Below are 17,673 nucleotides of genomic sequence, written 5' to 3' on the forward strand. Positions count from 1 at the left end.
GGCAACATCCGCACAATCGTCCGCCATGCAGTCCGCACGGCACTCGACCCGACCGTCCACGCCGCCATCCGGCCAGGCGTTGCGCGAATTCGCCGCCGGCGCCCGCGACACCCTTCCGATGATGATCGGCGCCGCGCCTTTCGGCGTGATCTTCGGCACGCTCGTCACGGCCAGCCCGCTCTCGCTGTGGCACGGCCAGTTGATGTCGCTCGCCGTGTTCGCCGGGTCGGCGCAATTCATCGCGGTCGGCCTGATCGCGTCGCATGCGAGCTTCGCCGTCATCTGGGCGACGACGCTCGTCGTCAATCTCCGTCATGTGCTCTATTCCGCGACGCTCGCGCCGTATGTCGCGCATCTGCCGCGACGCTGGCGCTGGGCGCTCGCGAGCGTGCTCACTGACGAAGTCTTCGCCGTCGCCTATGCGCACTATCAGAAGCGCAATCCCGGCGAAATCGGACCGCACTATTTCTTCGGTTCCGGCGTCGCGATGTATCTGAACTGGCAGGGGTGGACGCTCATCGGCCTGCTGTTTGGCGCAGCGTTTCCCGGCCTCAAGTCGCTCGGGCTCGACTTCGCCATGGTCGCCACCTTCATCGCGATCATCGTGCCGCAGCTCGTCGCGGTGCGCTTCGTCGCGGCGGCGCTGGCGTCGGGCGTGCTGTCGTTCGCATGGCAGGACTGGCCGTACAAGCTCGGCCTGCTGGCGGCGGTGCTCGTGGGCGTGGCGGTCGGCATGATGCTCACGCTGCGGGACCATCGCGCGCAGCGCAAGCAAGCTTCGAAGGAGCACGCGCAATGAGTGCCGCCTCGAACTACGTGCTGCTCATCCTCGGCATGGCCGTGGTCACGTTCACGATCCGCGCCGCCGTGTTCGTGCTCGGCGAGCGCCTGCCCTTTCCGCCCATCGTGCGCACCGCGCTCTCGTTCGTGCCCGTGACGGTGCTGACTGCCATCATCGTGCCGATGACCGTCTCGCCGCACGGCAACGGCGCCGAGATCACCTGGCGCAATCCGCAACTGGTGGCGGCGCTGGTCGCGGTCATCGTGTGCGCGCTCAGCAAGCGGCCGCTTCTGACCATTGCTGTCTCCCTGACCGTGTTCTTCGTCTGGCAACTGCTGGTTCTGCGCTAACGTTTTCCATCGATCGGCCCGCAATTGGCTTTCAAAAAGCACCAAAAAAGCCTCAAGTTCCCGGAACCCGCGCCGATATCAGAAACGAATGGCCTCCGCCCACAGAAGCGGCGCCACCAGCATTACCCGCTTCCGACGCATCCGGAAGCGGAACCGGGAACCAACATGCGCCAAATCACCCTTTCGCTCCGCGAAGAGACGATCGCTTCCTTGCAGCGCGACTTCGACGCCTTCCTGCGTCTGTCGCTGAAGCTGGATCCGCAGTTCGTCACACCGTCGTTCGAAGACTTCCTGCGGGCGATCCTGCTCGACAATCACACGCCGCTCACCGAGCAGGCCGTGCAGCGCATGCTCTCGCACGGCCAGTACGCGTGGGCCAAGCGCGCGCTCGACAAGGAGTTTCCGGATGTCGTCGAGATCCTGATCCGTCAGGCGGCCGAACATGGCTTCGCGTTCGCGATTCGCGCCGACTGGACCGCGGAAGATCTCGTCAAGGCGTCGCGCGAATGGGCGGCGGCCATCGTCACCGAAGCCAAGGGCGACGTATCGCAAGTGGACATGCTCGCGTCGCAGATCAAGTCCGCGGCGGCGGACATTCGCGAAGTGGAAGAGAAGATGCAGACGCCTGCGTGGCGGCTCGCGGATTCGCTGCGCCAGCGCGTCTACGAAATGAAAATTACGGTGGAAACGAGCGTCGGCTCGACAGCGCGCGAAAAACTCGGCGAACTGCGCTGCCTGCTGCGGCTCGGCATCGTGTATGGCTCGATCCAGAAGCAGGAAGCGCAGCAAGTGCTCGAAATCCTGCGCTCGCTGCGCCCGGAATTGTTCGTCGAAGAGCCTTACGACGGCTACACGCGCTTCGCCGCCTGGCTGCGCAGCATCTTCTCGCCGCCGCGCACGCCGCGCGCCTCGCGCGCACCGCGCTGAGCGCGCCTCTTACTCCCACATCCCCTTCAGGCGCGCCGCGATATCCAGCTTCGCCTTCGCGGCCGCCGCCAGCCCCGCGGCCGTCGGCGCCGTGGGCGCGATCACCGGCGGCCAGGCGGCCGTCTCGAATTGCGGCAGCAGATGCGGCGGAATGAAGCGTGTGCGCTGCGCCCATACGTGGCGGTCGCCGAGATGCGTCTGGTTGTGCACGTAGAAGCGCTGCGGCGTGATGACGTGCAGGTCTTCCTTCGCACGCGTCATCGCGACATACAACAGGCGCCGTTCTTCATCGATTTCCTCGTCGCTGCCCGTGCCCAGATCGGACGGAATGCAGCCGTCGACGCCATTCAGCACGAAAACATTGCGCCATTCCTGACCCTTGGCCGAATGAATGGTCGAGAGGATCAGATAGTCTTCGTCCAGCAGCGGCACGCCGGATTCGTCGCTGGTCGCGTCGGGCGGGTCGAGCGTGAGTTCGGTGAGGAAGCGCTCGCGCGTCGGATAGGTCGACGCGATGCTCTCCATCTGCATCACATCGCCGATGCGGATCGCCGCGTCCTCGTGATTGCGTTCGAGATGCGGTTCATACCAGCGGCGGATCATTTCGAACTCGGCGGGCCAGCCCGATTCGCGGCCGCACAGCTTCGCCATCAGCCCGACGAAACGCGGCCAGTCCTCGCTGGCGCGCGCGGGCGCCTGAAAACGGGCAATGGCCTGCGACGCCACCGCCTGCGGCGCGCTCACGCTGTCGAGCAGGCGCCCGGCCAGCGCCGGCCCGATGCCCGGCAGCAATTGCGCGACGCGAAAGCCCGCGACGCGGTCGCGCGGATTCTCGGCCCAGCGCAACACGGCGAGTACGTCCTTGACGTGGATCGAATCGAGAAACTTGAGGCCGCCGAACTTCACGAACGGAATATTGCGCCGCGTGAGTTCGATTTCGAGCGTGGCGCTGTGATGCGCCGCGCGGAACAGCACCGCCTGCGACTTGAGCTTCATGCCGCCTTCGCGCGCCTCGAGCACTTTCTCGACGACATAGCGCGCCTGATCCGCTTCATCAGCGACGCTGACGACGCGCGGCTTCTGCGCCGACGCCTTGTCCGTCCACAGGTTCTTCGTATAGCGCTCGGACGCGAGCCCGATCACCGCGTTCGACGCCTCGAGGATCGGTTGCGTCGAACGGTAGTTGCGATCCAGCGTGACACTGGCGGCGGGTGGGTTGAAGTGTCCGGGGAAGTCGAGAATGTTGCGCACCGTCGCGCCGCGAAACGAATAGATGGACTGCGCATCGTCGCCCACGACAGTCAGGCCGCGCCCGTCCGGTTTCATCGCGAGCAGGATGGACGCCTGCAGGCGGTTGGTGTCCTGGTATTCATCGACCAGCACGTGATCGAAACGGCTCGACAAGTCCGCCGCCACCGACGGCTCCGCAGCGAGATGCGACCAGTAGAGCAGCAGGTCGTCGTAGTCGAGCACGCTTTGCGACTGCTTGGCGTTCACATATGCGGCGAACAGGCGCTTCAGGTCGGATTCCCACTCGCGGCACCAGGGAAACGACTGGTCGAGCACCGTGGCGAGCGACGCGCCGGTGTTCACGACGCGCGAGTAGATCGAGAAGCAAGTGGACTTGGCCGGAAAGCGCTTTTCCTTCGATGACAGCCCGAGCTCGTGCCGCACGAGGTTCATCAGGTCGGCGGAATCTTCGCGGTCGTTGATGGTGAACGACGGCGCGAGGCCGACGAGATCGGCGTAATCGCGCAGCAGTCGCGCGCCGACGCTGTGGAACGTGCCGGACCACGTCAATCCCTGCGCGATGGCGCTGCGCGCACCGAGCGCCTGAGTGGCGATGCGGGTCACGCGCCGGGTCATTTCGAGCGCCGCGCGGCGCGAAAAGGTGAGCAGCAGGATGCGATGCGGATCGGCGCCTTTCACCAGCAGGTGCGCGACGCGATGCGCAAGCGTATTGGTCTTGCCGGATCCCGCACCCGCGATGACAAGCAGCGGCCCGCCACGACGATCGGGTTCATCGACGCCAAATTCGACCGCCTGGCGTTGTGCCTCGTTAAGCTTCGCGAGGTAGTCCGCGACTTGTCTGGCGGTGGAATCGGCAGCGGTGTCGGCGGTATCGGGGAGCGTGAGCACGGGTACAGGGACGGGCGGGAAAAGAGTGACGCACACTGTATATCCATACAAGCTTTGCACGCAAGTCTTTGCCTGGACTCAGCTTTTGACCCCGAAAAAGAAACAAGCCCGATCCGTTGGGGAACCGGGCTTGCGGCGTCGATCGACGCGCGTTCAGACGTTCAGTCCGCCTTCTTCGCGTTTTTCAGCTTCGCGTCCGCAGCGGCTTCGTTGGCTTCGGACTGGGCTTCGGTCTTCTTCTTGTCGGCCTTGGCCTGCGCCACGGCGGCGTCCTTGTCGGCCGATGCCTGCTTCTTTGCCGCCTTCTGATCGGCCTTCGTCATCGGCGCGTCGCTGGTGGTCTGCGCGATCGACGCCGCGCTCGCGCTGGCCAGCGTTGCCGCGACAAGCGCGGCCAGGAATGCCTTCGATCCTTGCTTCATATGTCCTCCCTGGAACGATTTCGCCGGGACAGCGACATGCTTAGTGCTGCAGTCCCGTGTCCTTCGGCGCGTTCGGCTCGGTGGCGTTCAGTTCTGCCTTCGCGGCGTCCTTGTCGGCCTTGCGATTGATCTTCGCGTTCTTCACCTCTTCCTTGTACTGCGCGTTGGCCTGCTGGCTCTGCGCCTTCAGTTCGGCCTTCGACGACTTCTTCGACGCGCGGTATTCAGCGTTGGCCTGCGCGTTGGCATTGCGGCGCTGGACGAGCGGATCGGTCGGCGCGGGCGCGACGAGGTTCTGCTGCGGCGGCGTCACGGGCTGCTGGGCCTGCGCGGGCATGGCGTTGCCGGGCATCGGATTCGACATCTGGCCCGGCGCCGGCTGCATCGTCTGCGCCTGTGCGGGCGCCGGCGTCATGGGGGCCGGCTGCGTGCTTTGCGCAAAGGCGCTCGACGCAGCAAAGGTGGCGATGGCGGTGCCGATCAACAGAATGCGAGCTTGAGTCATGAGCATGTCCTCTCTCTGATTTGTGTGCCGTCGGATCGTTGTCCGCACGGCGTTTGTCGATTTGGAAAGATGACCGAAGCTGTTTCAGTCAAACCGTCGGACCCGCCGGCGCGCGATCGAGTTCTGCAAAACCCGTCATTGTTACCGACGGTTTCATCTGGCTACATTTGCCAACCAGACTGCTTTCGAACCGGTTACCGGGGTCTCGCTTGTAGGGAGCACGTCGCATGCCCGGCGCGTGCTCGCCGGTGGTTTATGATGGACCCCTCCTTCCCGCAATCCCGCTTCGCCCGTCCATGCCGTCACTACAATTCACCCTCACGGGCGACTTCGTCGAACTTCACAACCTGCTCAAGCTGATGGGTCTCGCGGACAGCGGCGGCTCGGCGAAAGCGCGGGTCGCCATGGGCGACGTGACCGTCGACGGCCACGTGGAGATGCGCAAGACATGCAAGATCCGCGCGGGCCAGGTCGTGAAGCTCGACGGCCAGACCATCCGCGTGCGCGCGCCCGAATGACCGTCGCGGAGTTTGAGTGCAGGCGTCACGCGCTTGCCAAAAGCCCGGCATAAGCCGGCGCGTCATCGACACGCCGCACGCGAGGCAATAAGCTTGTCATCTTCCGTTTTCGACGCCCCTGCATCCCGGAAGGGCGCGGAATAATCCCGGTGTCGGTACGGTCAGGACGCTTGCGGACCCGCGCCACGCCGCCGCACCTGAAGCGCCGCCGAAGACGCGCCCGCCCCTGCTCCGTTTGATTCGCTCTCGACCATGCAAGCCCAAACCCCGCGCGCGCAACGCGCGCATCAAGGACCACCGAGCCTCACCCGTCACGCCGCCGACACCGCGCGCCTCGCGGCGCCGCTCGCGATCGCGCAACTCTCGCAGATGGCGATGGGCGTCACGGACACCATCCTGCTCGGCTCGCTCGGTCCCGATGCCCTCGCCGCCGGTGGCCTCGGCGCAAATCTTTTCTTCGTCGTCGTGACGCTGCTGCAGGGCGTGCTGACGTCGGTGTCGGTGTCCGTGGCGCACGCGCGCGGCGCCAACGCCGACGAGCGCGTGCCAGGCATCTACTGGACCGGTTTCGTGCTCTCGCTGCTGCTCGCGGTGCCCGCCTTCGTGCTGCTGTCCTATGCCGAAGCCATCCTGCTCGCGTTCCACGAACCGGCGCTGCTGGCGAAGAACGTCGGCGAATACTGCGCGGTGCTGCGCTGGGGCACGCCGGCCAGCCTGATCGGCGTCGGCATGATGCGCGCGTTCCTGCCGGCCATCGGCGCGGCGCGCCGGCTGCTGTGGGTGTCGATCGGCGGCGTGTTCGTCAACGGCTTCCTCAACTACGGCCTCATTCACGGCGCCTACGGCCTGCCGCGCGAAGGCTTTCTCGGCTCCGCGGCGGCGACCACCATCACCGTCTGGCTGATCGCGCTCGCGCTCGTCGCCTTCCTGCATCTGCGGCCGCGCTACCGGCATTTCGTCACGCGGACGCGGCCGCGTCTGCCGCTGATGAGCGAACTGTTCAGCATCGGCTGGCCGGTCGCGATCACCTATGGCGTCGAATCCACGCTTTTCCTCGCCACCGGCATGATGGTCGGTTTGCTCGGCGAAGCGCCGCTCGCCGCGCATCAGATCGCGCTCAATGTGGCCTCCGTGGCGTTCATGGTGCCGCTCGCCATCGGTCAGGCGGCGAATGTGCGCGTCGGCTACTGGGTCGGCGCGGGCGTGCCGCTCGCCGCGCGCCATGCGGGTTTCGTCGCGCTGGCGCTGGGCGTCGGCTTCATGATGTGCTCCGGCCTCGTGCTGATCACAGCGCCGCATGCGATCGTCGGCCTGTATCTGAAACTCGACGATCCCGCCAACGCCCGCACCGTCGCGCTCGCCGCCTCGCTGCTCGGCGTGGCGGCGGTGTTCCAGATCGTCGACGGCATGCAGACGGTCGGCTCGGGCTGCCTGCGCGGCCTGCGCGACACTCGCGTGCCGATGCTCGCGGCCGCGTTCGGCTACTGGGGCGTCGGCTTTCCGACCGGCTATGTCCTCGCGTTTCATTTCGAACTAGGCGCGAAGGGACTGTGGTGGGGACTGGCGGCCGGGCTCGCGAGCGTCGCAGCGTTGATGACGCTGCGTTTTCACCGCATCAGCCGACGGTTCATCGAGACCGGCATGGCTCCAGATCCGGACACCGCAGATTCCAACGCCGCGCCGCACGGCCACGCTTGAACCTTGATACCTGATAAGCAAATGAGCCGCGCAACGAAATGCATGGCACGAATGCTTGGTTGGTGCGCCGCTCGCGCATGGTTAGGATGAATCCGTCTCCTCCTTGAGACATCTGTGACAGGGGTTGTCAGCCCGCCTTCGACCAGGCGGGCTTTTTTTCGTCCGGCGCTTTTGCCGCCCTCCTCGTTCGCTTGACCACCGACGTCGGCAGGCCTGCCCTGCAAATCCCCTTAAAATCGTTTCGATGGCGTGGCGGGAGAACGCTTCTTGCTACGACGCTTCGTCCGCCGCCCACACCAGAACGCAAGCAGCGGACGAGCGGAAACAACGAGAACGAGGAATCGAAGTGTCGGAAAGTCGGGGAATGCAGCAAGTCGCACGGCGTGACGCGCCGGGCGCGCGAAAGAATCGGCGCGTTGCGCCGCGAGGAATGAAGGCCGGCGTGCGCGGCCTGGGTACGGCGCTGCTGGCTGCCACGCTGCTCGCCGCCTGCGCCACGCGCCCGCCCGCGACGGCGTTCGACCGTCCGGCGAGCCACGCGCTCCCGCCCGACGCCGCGACGCCGCTCGAAGCCGCACTGACGCCGCTCGAAAAGCAGCATCCGGAGCAGTCCGCGGTGCGCCTGCTGCCGACCGGCACCGACGCGCTCCAGGCCCGCATCGCGCTCGCCCGCGCGGCGACGAAGACGCTGGACATGCAGTACTACATCGCCGAGGAAGACAACACCGGCAAGCTGCTGCTGGGCGCGGCGCTGTATGCGGCGGATCGCGGCGTGCGCGTGCGCATGCTGGTCGATGATCTGAATTTCAAGGACATCGACCGGATCATGGCGGCGCTCAACTCGCACGACAAGATCGAGATCCGCGTCTTCAACCCTTACGGCAGCGCGCAGCGCAGCTTCGCCGAACGCACGCAGAATTTCTTCACGAACCTGAATCACTTCACGCGCCGGATGCACAACAAGGCGATGATCGCGGACAATCAGATCGCGATTGTCGGCGGCCGCAATCTCGGCGACGAATACTTCAGCGCGAGCCCGACGCTGCAGTTCCGCGACCTGGACGTGTTTGCCGCCGGCCCGGTGACGCAGAAGATCTCCGCCAGTTTCGACGACTACTGGAACAGCCCGCTCTCCTACCCCTTGCGCGCGCTGAACAAGCAAAAGTTCGACGCGTCCGAGCTCGACAAGACCCGCGACGACCTGCGTGCGCACTGGCGCGCCCAGGCGGACCCGCTGAACGCCAAGCCGCTCAACGCGACGCCGCTCGCACGGCAGATCGCGCGCGGGGAAATGGGCCTGGTCTGGGCGCCGACGGAATTCTGGGTCGATTCGCCGTCGAAGATCGAGCATCCGAGCGACGACTACCAAAGCCCGCCCATGAACCGCCTCGCGGAACTGCTCAAAGAAGCGCAGCGGGAGTTCCTGATCATTTCGCCCTATTTCGTGCCGCACGACGCCGGCGTGGACATCCTCTCCGATGTGACGAAGCGCCGCGTGCGCGTCGCGGTGCTGACCAATTCGCTTGCCGCCACCGATGCCGTCGCGGTCCAGGCAGGCTACGCGCCGTATCGGATTCCGCTGTTGCAGCACGGCGTCGAGCTGTACGAGTTCAAGCCGCTGCAGGTGGCCGGCGAAGGTAGCCCGCGCGCGGGCCTGTTCGGCTCGCAGTCGCGCGCCAGCCTGCATGCGAAGGCCTATGTGATCGATCGGAGTATCCTCGTGATCGGCTCAATGAATCTCGATCCGCGCTCGGCGAAACTGAACACCGAACTCGCGCTCGTGATCCACGACGCGTCCATCGCCAGCCAAGCCGCCCAGCTGTTCGACCACGGCACCGATCCGAAGGTCAGCTGGCGGGTCCAGCTCGCCAGCGCGGCCGTCACCGAGGAGCTGCGGCGCACGGGAGCACCGCAATCGGGGCTCATGTGGACCGCCGAACAGGACGGCAGCCTCGTCACCTGGAATTTCGATCCCGAAGCAGGGTTATATCGCAATGCGATGACCGGCCTGTTTATGCTGTTGCCCGTCGACAAGCAGCTTTGATCCAACTTCGTAAGGACTTTCGAGCCATGACACAGAACGCGCAAGGCGACGTACGGATGGAGAAGGACACGTTCGGCGAGATCGCCGTGCCGAACGCCAAACTCTGGGGCGCGCAGACGCAGCGCTCGTTGCAGAACTTCAAGATTTCGACGGAAAAGCAGTCGCCCGAACTGATCACGGCGCTTGCCGTCATCAAGCATGCCGCCGCCGAGGTGAACGACGAGCTGAAACAGCTCGATTCGAAGAAGGCGAAGGCGATCATGCAGGCCGCGCAGGAGATCATCGACGGCAAGCATCCCGACGAATTCCCGCTCGCCGTGTGGCAGACCGGCTCGGGCACACAGACCAACATGAACCTCAACGAGGTCATCGCGAACCGCGCGAGCGAGATTCTCGGCGGTGCGCGCGGTGAAGAGCGTCTCGTGCATCCGAACGACGACGTCAACCGCGGCCAGTCGTCCAACGACGTCTTCCCGACCGCGATGCATGTCGCCGCCGCCTACGGCATCGTCAAGCATCTGGTGCCGGCGCTCAAGACGCTGCGCAACACGCTCGACGAGAAGTCGAAGGCGTTTGCCAAGATCGTGAAGATTGGCCGCACGCACTTGCAGGACGCGACGCCGCTTACGCTCGGACAGGAATTCTCGGGCTATGTCGCGCAGCTCGACCAGGGCATCCGCCACGTCGAGGCGACGCTGCCGCATCTGTATCAACTGGCGCAAGGCGGCACGGCGGTCGGCACGGGCCTGAACGCGCATCCGCAGTTCGCGGGCAAGGTGGCGGCGGCAATCGGCAAGCTGACCGGCCTGCCCTTTGAAACCGCGCCGAACAAGTTCGAGGTGATGGCCGCCGCCGACGCGCTCGTCGCCGCGCATGGCGCGCTCAAGACCATCGCCGCGAGCCTGATGAAGATCGCTAACGACGTGCGCTGGCTCGCGAGCGGCCCGCGCTGTGGCTTGGGCGAACTATCGATTCCCGAGAACGAGCCGGGCAGCTCGATCATGCCGGGCAAGGTCAACCCGACGCAGTCCGAAGCCGTGACCATGCTGTGCTGTCAGGTGTTCGGCAATGACGTCGCGGTGAATTTCGGCGGCGCGAGCGGCAACTTCGAGCTGAACGTGTTCCGGCCGATGATCGCGCACAACGTGCTGCAATCCATCCGCCTGCTCGCCGACGGCGCGCACAGCTTCAACGACAACTGCGCGGTGGGCATCGAGCCGAACGAGAAGCGCATCGACAGCCTGCTCAACGAATCGCTGATGCTGGTGACGGCGCTGAATCCGCATATCGGCTACGACAAGGCCGCGAAGATCGCGAAGAAGGCGCACAAGGAAGGCACGACGCTGAAGGCGTCCGCGCTGGCGCTCGGCTTCGTGACCGAGCAGCAGTTCGACGAATGGGTCAAGCCGGGCGATATGGTCGGCGAGAAGTAAGCGTCGTCGTTTCGTCAGTGCGGCGGGTTCAGACCTTGCCCGCCGCGACTTCCTCCGGCTTCAACTCGACGATCGCATCCAGCGCGTCCTTCACGTCCATCGCATAGCGGGCGAGGCGCTGTTCCTCGTCGGTCTCCGGCACGAACGCGGGGACCGGCGTCGGGCTGCCTTTTTCATCGACGGCGACGAACACCATCAGACAGTCGGTCGTCTGCTGCAACTCGCCGACTTTCGGATCGCCCGCGTGCACGGAGATATGGATGTGCATGCTGGTGCGCCCCGTTGCGACCACGCGCGCCCGCAGTTCCACCAGGTTGCCGACCAGAATGGGCCGCCGGAAGCGGATATTGCCCACGCTCACCGTCACCGCGTAACGCCCGGACCACATGGCCGCGCAGGCGTAGGCGGTTTCGTCGATCCATTTCATCAGCGCGCCGCCGTGCACCTTGCCGCCGAAATTCACGGACGTCGGCTCGGCAAGAAAGCGGAAGGTGGTTTCGGCGCGGCTCTTCGGGGCGGCGGGAACGGGCGTTACGGCGGGCGTGTTCATGGGCGTCATCACTGGAAGCATGTGACGCCGATTATACGAAGCGAAAATGCGGCTAGTCGTGGACGGTGATGCCCTGGTCGACGGTGCCGTACATCGTGATGCTGCCGCCTCCGCCCGCCGATGACGACGGCCCGCCCGCACAGCCCGCGCACAGCATCGCGACGCCGAGAATGCTCGCGAGAATCAGTCTGGTCATGAAATGTCTCCTGCCGCTTCGAAGTGCCAGTGGCCATTCTAGCGCTGCCCGCATGCATCGACATTTCGGGATGCGGTGAAACATCGGATGCGAAGTCGCGCTAGAGTGAACCGATCCGGTCACCGGTTTTGAATCCACGCCATGAATACCGCACTCGATGACACCGACGCCCGCACGCGCCATTTCCCCGGTCTGTCGCGCATCGGCGCGCTACTTGCCGATCCGGGCCGCGCCGCGATGCTCTGGTCGCTGATGGACGGCACCGCGCGTCCTGCGGGCGAACTGACGATGATCGCGGGCCTGTCGCCCTCGACGGCAAGCGGCCATCTCGCGCGCCTCACTGAAGGCGGGTTGCTGGCGCTCGAAGTGAGCGGGCGGCATCGCTACTATCGGATCGCGACGCCGGATATCGCCGCGGCCATCGAAGCGCTCGCCAATCTCGCGCGGGCGAGCGCGCCGCAGCGCACGCCCGAACGGCCGCCGTCCGCCGTGCCGCTCGAAATGCGCTACGCGCGCACCTGCTACGACCATCTGGCGGGCGAACTGGCCGTGCAGCTGTTCGACGGCATGCTCGCGCGCCGTTGGCTCGCCGCCGCGGCCGGCCCGACCCAGGCGCCCGGTCCTACCGCCCTCGAGGCCACGTCTGACGGAGCCGAGGCGTTCGCGGCGCTCGGCATCGACCTGACGGCGCAGCGGGCGCGCAGAAGGCGCTTTGCCTGCACCTGCATCGACTGGAGCGAGCGGCGGCCGCATCTGGGCGGTGCGCTCGGCGCGGCGTTTCTCTCGGCCTGTGAAACGCGCGGCTGGATCGAACCGACCGCGAAGCGTCGCGTGCTGCGCGTGACGCCGTCCGGCCAGCGTCACTTCGAAGACTTCCTCTCGCGCCGATAAGCTTTGTTACGCACGCCTGTGCGCCGTTACAAACCGCATCGTACGGATACACGGCCCGGCGATACATTGATCCGACAGGCCGCGCGCCCGGAGGGCGCCCGCATGGCGCACGGCGCGGCTGGCGGAGAAAACAATGAAAACCAGGACCATTGCAGCCGCGACGCTCGCGGCGTGCGTGCTGTTGTCGCAACCGGGGATAAGCGCGTTCGCGCAGACGCCATCCGTGGCCGCCGCGCCGCAGAGCGACTCCGGCGATCCGCCGGGACGCATCGCGCGCCTCAACTACATGGCCGGCACCGTGACCACCGAACCCGCCGGCGCGTCCGACTGGTCCTACGCGCAGATCAATCGCCCGCTCACGACCGGCGATCAGCTCTGGAACGACGAGAACGCACGCTCGGAGCTGCATGTCGGCTCGACGGCGGTGCGGCTGGGATCGTCCACCGCGTTGGCGGTGCTCGCGCTCGACGACAACACCGCGCAGCTCAAGATCGCGCAGGGCACGCTGTCGACGCGCGTGCGCGAAGTGCCGCCCGGCTCGAATTATGAGATCGACACGCCCAACCTCGCGCTGAGCGTGACGACGCCCGGCGACCTGCGCGTGGACGTCGCGCCCGATGGCCGCGCCACGACCGTCACGGTGCGCAGCGGCGGCGTGACCGTGTATGGCGACGGCGGCGCGGTGCAGCTCGGCGGTGGCCAGCAGATCACATTCGAAGGGACGAGTCTCACGCAGACGGCGGCGAACGCGGCGCCCGCGCCCGATGCCTTCGATCAATGGGCCGCGGGCCGCGATGCCGCCGAGGATCGCTCGATTTCGGCTCGCTATGTGTCGCGCGACATGCCCGGCTATCAGGATCTCGACGCCAACGGCACCTGGCGCACGGATCCGTCGTATGGGCCGGTGTGGGTGCCGAATGCCGTGTCCGCCGACTGGGCGCCGTATCGGCAGGGACACTGGGCGTGGCAGGACCCGTGGGGCTGGACCTGGATCGACGATGCACCGTGGGGCTTCGCGCCCTATCACTATGGCCGCTGGGCGTTTGTCGGGTCGCAGTGGGCGTGGGTGCCGGGGCCGGATGCCGTCGCCGCGCCGCCGGCCTATGCGCCGGCGCTGGTCGGCTTCGTCGGCGATGGCGACAGCGGCGTCGACTGGAATGTCGCGCTGACCGTTGGCGGCGTTGCGGCAGCGGGGCTCGCGTGGTTCCCGCTCGGGCCGGGCGAGTCGTGGCATCCGCATCGCGACGGGTGGAGCCCGCGCTATTACGAGCGTGTGAATCGACATGTGTACGTCGATCGCTCGGTTCATATCAACAACACGTACATCAACTACCGCGAGCGGCGCGGACTCACCGCCGCGCCGGCGAATATCTTCGTGCGTGGGCAGCCGGTCGGGCGCCAGCCCTATGCCGTCGATCCGGCGCGTCTGCGCAATCCGCACTTTTTCGCGGGTGCGCCGGGCATCGCGCCGACCCGCGACAGCTTCGCGCCGGGCGCCCGGCGCGCGGACTACCGGCCGCCGCAGGGCGGTTACACACGTCCCGTCGTAGCGACGCGCGCGCCGGTTGCGCCGCCCGCGTTTCAGGGGCGTTTTCCGCAGCATGGTGTTGCGCAGGCTGCCGCGCCGCGAAATGAACCGGTGCATCTCGTCGCGACGCATGGGCCAGCTCGGCAGGTGATCGCCGACGGGGCTGCGTTCAATGCGGCGCATGCAATCAATGCACCGAATGCAGCGCATGTGCCGAATGCAACGAATGCGCCGCCGCCCGGCGCGCCGCAGCGGCCGGGATTCGCCGCTGCCCCGGGCGTCGGACCGCTCGCTCAGCCGCATGGCAATGGCGTGCCGCACCCGCCGCAACAGGCACAGTTCGGTGCCGCCCCGCACGGATCACGCGGCGATGTCGCGCCAGGACACCCGGTCATGAACGCGCCTCACGCGCCGACGCCTCAGCAAGCACAAGTGGCTGCGCCGCACGCGCCGCAGGTTTATCGCGGCGCGCCTCAAGCGCCGATGCAGCCGCAAGGGGAATTCGCTCAACACATGCCGACGCAAGCGCAGCCTCAGCCGCCACAAGCAGGCTTCGCTCAGCACATACCGACGCAAGCGCAGCCTCAGCCGCCACAAGCGGGCTTCGCCCAGCACGCGCCGACGCAAGCACAGCCTCAGCCGCCGCAAGCAGGCTTCGCTCAGCACATACCGCAGCCGCCGCAAGCACCCGTGGCTCAGCACGCACCGCAACCGCAGCCACAGGCTTATCACCAGCCTCACGTCGAGCAGCCGCACGCGCCGACGCCCATGCCGCAGCAGCAAGCTCAGCGGCGGCCGGAGTTCCGTCCCGCGCCCCAGCGTCAACCGATGCATCAGGAGGCGCACCAGGCACCACCGCAGATGCAGCAGCCGCCGCAGCAGCCCCATCCGCAGCCGCAGCAAGCCCAGCAGCCTCAACACGGCGGCGGCAACGATCATCATCGAAGCTGAGCGTCGTCTGAAATGAAAAACGCGCGGCCGAAGCCGCGCGTTTTTCAAACATCAGGCACTTCAGAACAACCGCTTACACGGCCATCGGCGCGGTGAGCGGCTCGTGGTGCCGGTAGCCTTCGAGCGCGAAGTCCGTCGGCTCGATCTTCTCCAGCCATTCCGGCTCGTATCGCCTGGTGACTGCATAGTCCGGCACACGGTCCGAAATGATCAGCTGCGGCGATGGATACGGCTCGCGCTTCAGTTGCTCCTGCAGCATGTCGAGCTGGTTTTCATAGATGTGCGCGTCGCCGATGAAATAGCTGAACCAGCGCGGCGTATAGCCCGTCAGCCGCCCAACCAGATGCAGCAGCGCCGCGCCCTCGGTCAGGTTGAACGGCGTGCCGAGGCCGACGTCATTGCTGCGGATATACAGGCACAGCGAGATCTCGCGCGTCGTCGCGTTCGGGATGAACTGGTACAGCAAGTGGCACGCGGGCAGCGCGATTTCGTCGAGCTTGGCGGGATTCCATGCGTGAAACAGGATGCGCCGGTCGGTTGGACGCTCGATGATCGTGTCGAGGCACTGGCGCAACTGATCGATCGCCTTGTACAGCAGCACCTGCTCGCGCCCGTTCTCGACAAAGCTCGTGACGAGCTGATAGCCGCGATTGGTGGCATCGGCGATCTGGTCACCGGAACGCGCATCGACCAGCTTGTAGGCGGGCCATTTGCGCCACTGCACGCCGTAGACATCGCCGAGATCGTCCGGGCCCTGGCGATAGGGATTCTCTAGCCACTGCGGATTGTCGTTCGCGTTGGCGTCCCAGACCTTGCAGCCGAGCGCGCGAAAATCCGCCGCGCTCTTCGACGCGCGCAGGAAACCGACCAGCTCGCCGATCGCCGACTTGAACGCCAGCTTTTTGGTGGTGACGGCGGGAAAGCCTTGTTGCAGGTCGTAGCGCAGCATGGCGCCGGGGATGCTGATCGTGCGAATGCCCGTGCGATTTTCCTGCCACGTGCCGGTATCGAGGATCGTCTGGACGAGCTCGAGATACTGTTTCATTCGATGTTCCTTGGGAATGCCGCACGCCCTCGCGAACGGAAGGCGGAAAAAGCGATTCTACCAAGCGCGCTGGCGCCACGCTTACGATGCCATGCCGACGGCGCGGCAATGAAAAAGGGCGCCATCGGCGCCCGTTCTCAAGCAGGATCTGACAACCAGATTCATCCGCGTGTCGCGTGTTCCGGCGGCGCGTCGACTTCGATATGGCGCATGCCGTGCGCGCTCAGCAGGCGATACAGCGTCACGCGCGAAATGCCCAGTTCATGCGCCGCATCGCCGAGACGCCCGCGATGCCGCAACAGCGCGAGTTCGATCGCCTGACGCTCGGCCGCCTCGCGGGCCTGCGCCAGCGAGACGGGCGCGACTTCGACATATTCGCCGAGTTCGAGATCACGCGCGGTGATCTGGCGCCCTTCCGACATGACGATCGCCCGCCGCACGCGATTGATCAGCTCGCGCACGTTGCCCGGCCAGCCGTAGTTGTGGATCGCGGCGATGGCGTCGGGCGAGAAGCCGCGCAGACGACGGCTCGCGTCCTTCTTGAAGCGGTCGAGCATGCGCTTCGCCAGCAGTTCGATGTCCTTGCCACGCGCCCTGAGCGGCGGCTCGTCGATCTGCAGCACGCACAGCCGATGATACAAGTCGGCGCGAAAACGCCCTTCGATCATCGCCGTCTGCATGTCGACGTGCGTCGCCGAGATGATGCGCACGTCCACCGGCGTCGAGCCGTGGCCGCCCAGGCGTTCGACCTTGCGTTCCTGCAGGAAGCGCAACAGGCTGGCCTGGCTTTCGAGCGGCAGGTCGCCGATTTCATCGAGGAACAGCGTGCCGCCGTTGGCTGCTTCCACCCGGCCGATCTTGCGCTGATTCGCACCGGTAAAGGCGCCGCGTTCGTAGCCGAACAGTTCCGATTGCAGCAGATGCGCGGGAATCGCGCCGCAGTTGATCGCGACGAACGGCTGGTCGCGGCGTGCGGAACGTTCATGGATGGCAACAGCGGTGAGTTCCTTGCCGGTGCCCGATTCACCGGAGATGAAGACGGGTGCGTCGGTCATTGCGACCTTGCGGATGGAGCGGAACAGCGCCAGCATCGCGTCGCACGAGCCGACCATCTCGCCTTCCGCGCGGCCTTCGGTGCGCGCATCGTTCGACGCCGCGTCATGCAGCGCGACCATGCCGTAGGCATGCCCGACGGAATCGACGACGCGGTCGTTCGATGTCGGCAGCGTGACGTAATCGAAACAATAATCGCGAATCAGGCGCCGTACGGCGGAGTCTTCCAGCTGGCCTGCGACAGTCGCCGCCACCCAGCCCACGTTGGTCATGGTCAGCGACGATTCGAACGCCGCCAGTTCATGCGATTCGAAATGGCTCGACAGGTCGAGCAGGCCGCCTGTTGCCACGTCATTGCGCAAGGCCTTGCGCGTGTCGCGTGCGCTCGCGACGATTTCGATGTGCCAGCCGCGCTCCTCGAAACGCGCGCACAGCGTCTCGCTTGGATCGCGAGTCACGTATATGAGTTGCCGCCGAGCGACGTCCATTATTCAGATCCTTAGTTCAACGTTCGTTGAAAAGGTCGCGTAGTCAAGGCTCGCGCTACATCGCAGACTTCGTTGTCCTCGCATGTTTGCCAGTGCATTTACAGCAGCACTTGCAGTTCGATACGTCGCCCCCGGGACATGGCGCGGAACCCCT

16 protein-coding genes are annotated in these 17,673 nt (G+C 65.9%); 9 read left to right on the top strand and 7 right to left on the bottom strand.

Translation table 11 applies throughout. The annotated features are described in order from the left end of the window. The first annotated feature begins 25 nt into the window (after nucleotides 1-25). The 3 genes from QCE63_RS11270 to QCE63_RS11280 all read left to right on the top strand — a co-directional run bounded on the left by QCE63_RS11270 (nucleotide 26) and on the right by QCE63_RS11280 (nucleotide 2,058). Nucleotides 26-799: an AzlC family ABC transporter permease gene (locus tag QCE63_RS11270; protein ID WP_309833777.1), complete on the top strand. Its 774-nt coding sequence runs from the start codon at nucleotides 26-28 to the stop codon at nucleotides 797-799. Further along, nucleotides 796-1,131 carry an AzlD domain-containing protein gene (locus QCE63_RS11275; protein ID WP_309832905.1) on the top strand — a complete coding sequence of 112 codons (336 nt, stop codon included), beginning with the start codon at nucleotides 796-798 and terminating at the stop codon, nucleotides 1,129-1,131. The genes QCE63_RS11270 and QCE63_RS11275 overlap by 4 nt, the downstream gene beginning before the upstream one ends. 165 nt (nucleotides 1,132-1,296) lie before the next feature. Beyond that, complete coding sequence (locus QCE63_RS11280) at nucleotides 1,297-2,058, top strand: DUF4088 family protein (RefSeq protein WP_309832906.1); 762 nt, start codon at nucleotides 1,297-1,299, stop codon at nucleotides 2,056-2,058. Nucleotides 2,059-2,067: 9 nt separating this feature from the next. Here QCE63_RS11280 and QCE63_RS11285 read toward each other — a convergent pair whose 3' ends face one another. The 3 genes from QCE63_RS11285 to QCE63_RS11295 form a co-directional block, all read right to left on the bottom strand. Then, nucleotides 2,068-4,197 (bottom strand): ATP-dependent helicase, encoded by a 2,130-nt coding sequence (locus tag QCE63_RS11285; protein WP_309833778.1) that lies wholly within the window; start codon nucleotides 4,195-4,197, stop codon nucleotides 2,068-2,070. Between the two features lie 161 nt (nucleotides 4,198-4,358). Beyond that, the gene (locus tag QCE63_RS11290; RefSeq protein ID WP_309832907.1) at nucleotides 4,359-4,619 is read right to left on the bottom strand and encodes a hypothetical protein; all 261 of its coding nucleotides are present in this window, start codon (nucleotides 4,617-4,619) and stop codon (nucleotides 4,359-4,361) included. 40 nt (nucleotides 4,620-4,659) lie between these two features. Next, the gene (locus QCE63_RS11295; RefSeq protein ID WP_309832908.1) at nucleotides 4,660-5,124 is read right to left on the bottom strand and encodes a hypothetical protein; all 465 of its coding nucleotides are present in this window, start codon (nucleotides 5,122-5,124) and stop codon (nucleotides 4,660-4,662) included. A gap of 296 nt (nucleotides 5,125-5,420) precedes the next feature. Between QCE63_RS11295 and QCE63_RS11300 the strand changes: the two genes are divergently transcribed. The 4 genes from QCE63_RS11300 (at nucleotide 5,421) to fumC (ending at nucleotide 10,817) form a co-directional block, all read left to right on the top strand. Next, nucleotides 5,421-5,642, top strand: a complete 222-nt coding sequence (locus QCE63_RS11300) for an RNA-binding S4 domain-containing protein (RefSeq protein ID WP_309832909.1) — start codon at nucleotides 5,421-5,423, stop codon at nucleotides 5,640-5,642. Nucleotides 5,643-5,894: 252 nt separating this feature from the next. Then, nucleotides 5,895-7,340: an MATE family efflux transporter gene (locus QCE63_RS11305; RefSeq protein ID WP_309832910.1), complete on the top strand. Its 1,446-nt coding sequence runs from the start codon at nucleotides 5,895-5,897 to the stop codon at nucleotides 7,338-7,340. A 430-nt stretch (nucleotides 7,341-7,770) separates the two neighbouring features. Next, a complete protein-coding gene (locus QCE63_RS11310) occupies nucleotides 7,771-9,384 on the top strand; it encodes a phospholipase D family protein (protein ID WP_309833780.1) in 1,614 nt (537 codons plus the stop codon). A 26-nt stretch (nucleotides 9,385-9,410) separates the two neighbouring features. Next, complete coding sequence (gene fumC, locus QCE63_RS11315; RefSeq protein WP_309832911.1) at nucleotides 9,411-10,817, top strand: class II fumarate hydratase; 1,407 nt, start codon at nucleotides 9,411-9,413, stop codon at nucleotides 10,815-10,817. A gap of 28 nt (nucleotides 10,818-10,845) precedes the next feature. Here the strand turns inward: fumC and QCE63_RS11320 are convergent, their stop codons facing one another. Both QCE63_RS11320 and QCE63_RS11325 read right to left on the bottom strand, forming a co-directional pair. Then, the gene (locus QCE63_RS11320) at nucleotides 10,846-11,367 is read right to left on the bottom strand and encodes an acyl-CoA thioesterase (RefSeq protein ID WP_309832913.1); all 522 of its coding nucleotides are present in this window, start codon (nucleotides 11,365-11,367) and stop codon (nucleotides 10,846-10,848) included. A 52-nt stretch (nucleotides 11,368-11,419) separates the two neighbouring features. Continuing rightward, the gene (locus tag QCE63_RS11325; protein WP_309832914.1) at nucleotides 11,420-11,563 is read right to left on the bottom strand and encodes a hypothetical protein; all 144 of its coding nucleotides are present in this window, start codon (nucleotides 11,561-11,563) and stop codon (nucleotides 11,420-11,422) included. Nucleotides 11,564-11,704: 141 nt separating this feature from the next. Between QCE63_RS11325 and QCE63_RS11330 the strand changes: the two genes are divergently transcribed. Both QCE63_RS11330 and QCE63_RS11335 read left to right on the top strand, forming a co-directional pair. Then, entirely contained in the window at nucleotides 11,705-12,454 is a 750-nt protein-coding gene (locus QCE63_RS11330; protein WP_309832915.1) for a helix-turn-helix transcriptional regulator, read from the top strand. Between the two features lie 133 nt (nucleotides 12,455-12,587). Continuing rightward, nucleotides 12,588-14,933, top strand: coding sequence for a DUF6600 domain-containing protein (locus tag QCE63_RS11335; RefSeq protein WP_309832916.1), 2,346 nt, complete (start codon nucleotides 12,588-12,590; stop codon nucleotides 14,931-14,933). A gap of 73 nt (nucleotides 14,934-15,006) precedes the next feature. Here QCE63_RS11335 and QCE63_RS11340 read toward each other — a convergent pair whose 3' ends face one another. Together QCE63_RS11340 and QCE63_RS11345 are read right to left on the bottom strand one after the other, a co-directional pair. Beyond that, the gene (locus QCE63_RS11340) at nucleotides 15,007-15,978 is read right to left on the bottom strand and encodes a thymidylate synthase (RefSeq protein ID WP_309832918.1); all 972 of its coding nucleotides are present in this window, start codon (nucleotides 15,976-15,978) and stop codon (nucleotides 15,007-15,009) included. A gap of 161 nt (nucleotides 15,979-16,139) precedes the next feature. Continuing rightward, nucleotides 16,140-17,519, bottom strand: a complete 1,380-nt coding sequence (locus QCE63_RS11345; protein ID WP_309832919.1) for a sigma-54 dependent transcriptional regulator — start codon at nucleotides 17,517-17,519, stop codon at nucleotides 16,140-16,142. Nucleotides 17,520-17,673: the final 154 nt, after the last annotated feature.

It is taken from the genome of Caballeronia sp. LZ065, from assembly GCF_031450975.1.
Classification (GTDB): Bacteria; Pseudomonadota; Gammaproteobacteria; order Burkholderiales; family Burkholderiaceae; genus Caballeronia.

Coding starts and splice junctions, on each gene's coding strand:
- QCE63_RS11270 (WP_309833777.1), top strand. CDS start 26: ATGCAGTCCGCACGGCACTCGACCCGACCGTCCACGCCGCCATCCGGC.
- QCE63_RS11275 (WP_309832905.1), top strand. CDS start 796: ATGAGTGCCGCCTCGAACTACGTGCTGCTCATCCTCGGCATGGCCGTG.
- QCE63_RS11280 (WP_309832906.1), top strand. CDS start 1,297: ATGCGCCAAATCACCCTTTCGCTCCGCGAAGAGACGATCGCTTCCTTG.
- QCE63_RS11290 (WP_309832907.1), bottom strand. CDS start 4,619: ATGAAGCAAGGATCGAAGGCATTCCTGGCCGCGCTTGTCGCGGCAACG.
- QCE63_RS11295 (WP_309832908.1), bottom strand. CDS start 5,124: ATGACTCAAGCTCGCATTCTGTTGATCGGCACCGCCATCGCCACCTTT.
- QCE63_RS11300 (WP_309832909.1), top strand. CDS start 5,421: ATGCCGTCACTACAATTCACCCTCACGGGCGACTTCGTCGAACTTCAC.
- QCE63_RS11305 (WP_309832910.1), top strand. CDS start 5,895: ATGCAAGCCCAAACCCCGCGCGCGCAACGCGCGCATCAAGGACCACCG.
- QCE63_RS11310 (WP_309833780.1), top strand. CDS start 7,771: ATGAAGGCCGGCGTGCGCGGCCTGGGTACGGCGCTGCTGGCTGCCACG.
- fumC (WP_309832911.1), top strand. CDS start 9,411: ATGACACAGAACGCGCAAGGCGACGTACGGATGGAGAAGGACACGTTC.
- QCE63_RS11320 (WP_309832913.1), bottom strand. CDS start 11,367: ATGAACACGCCCGCCGTAACGCCCGTTCCCGCCGCCCCGAAGAGCCGC.
- QCE63_RS11325 (WP_309832914.1), bottom strand. CDS start 11,563: ATGACCAGACTGATTCTCGCGAGCATTCTCGGCGTCGCGATGCTGTGC.
- QCE63_RS11330 (WP_309832915.1), top strand. CDS start 11,705: ATGAATACCGCACTCGATGACACCGACGCCCGCACGCGCCATTTCCCC.
- QCE63_RS11335 (WP_309832916.1), top strand. CDS start 12,588: ATGAAAACCAGGACCATTGCAGCCGCGACGCTCGCGGCGTGCGTGCTG.
- QCE63_RS11340 (WP_309832918.1), bottom strand. CDS start 15,978: ATGAAACAGTATCTCGAGCTCGTCCAGACGATCCTCGATACCGGCACG.
- QCE63_RS11345 (WP_309832919.1), bottom strand. CDS start 17,519: ATGGACGTCGCTCGGCGGCAACTCATATACGTGACTCGCGATCCAAGC.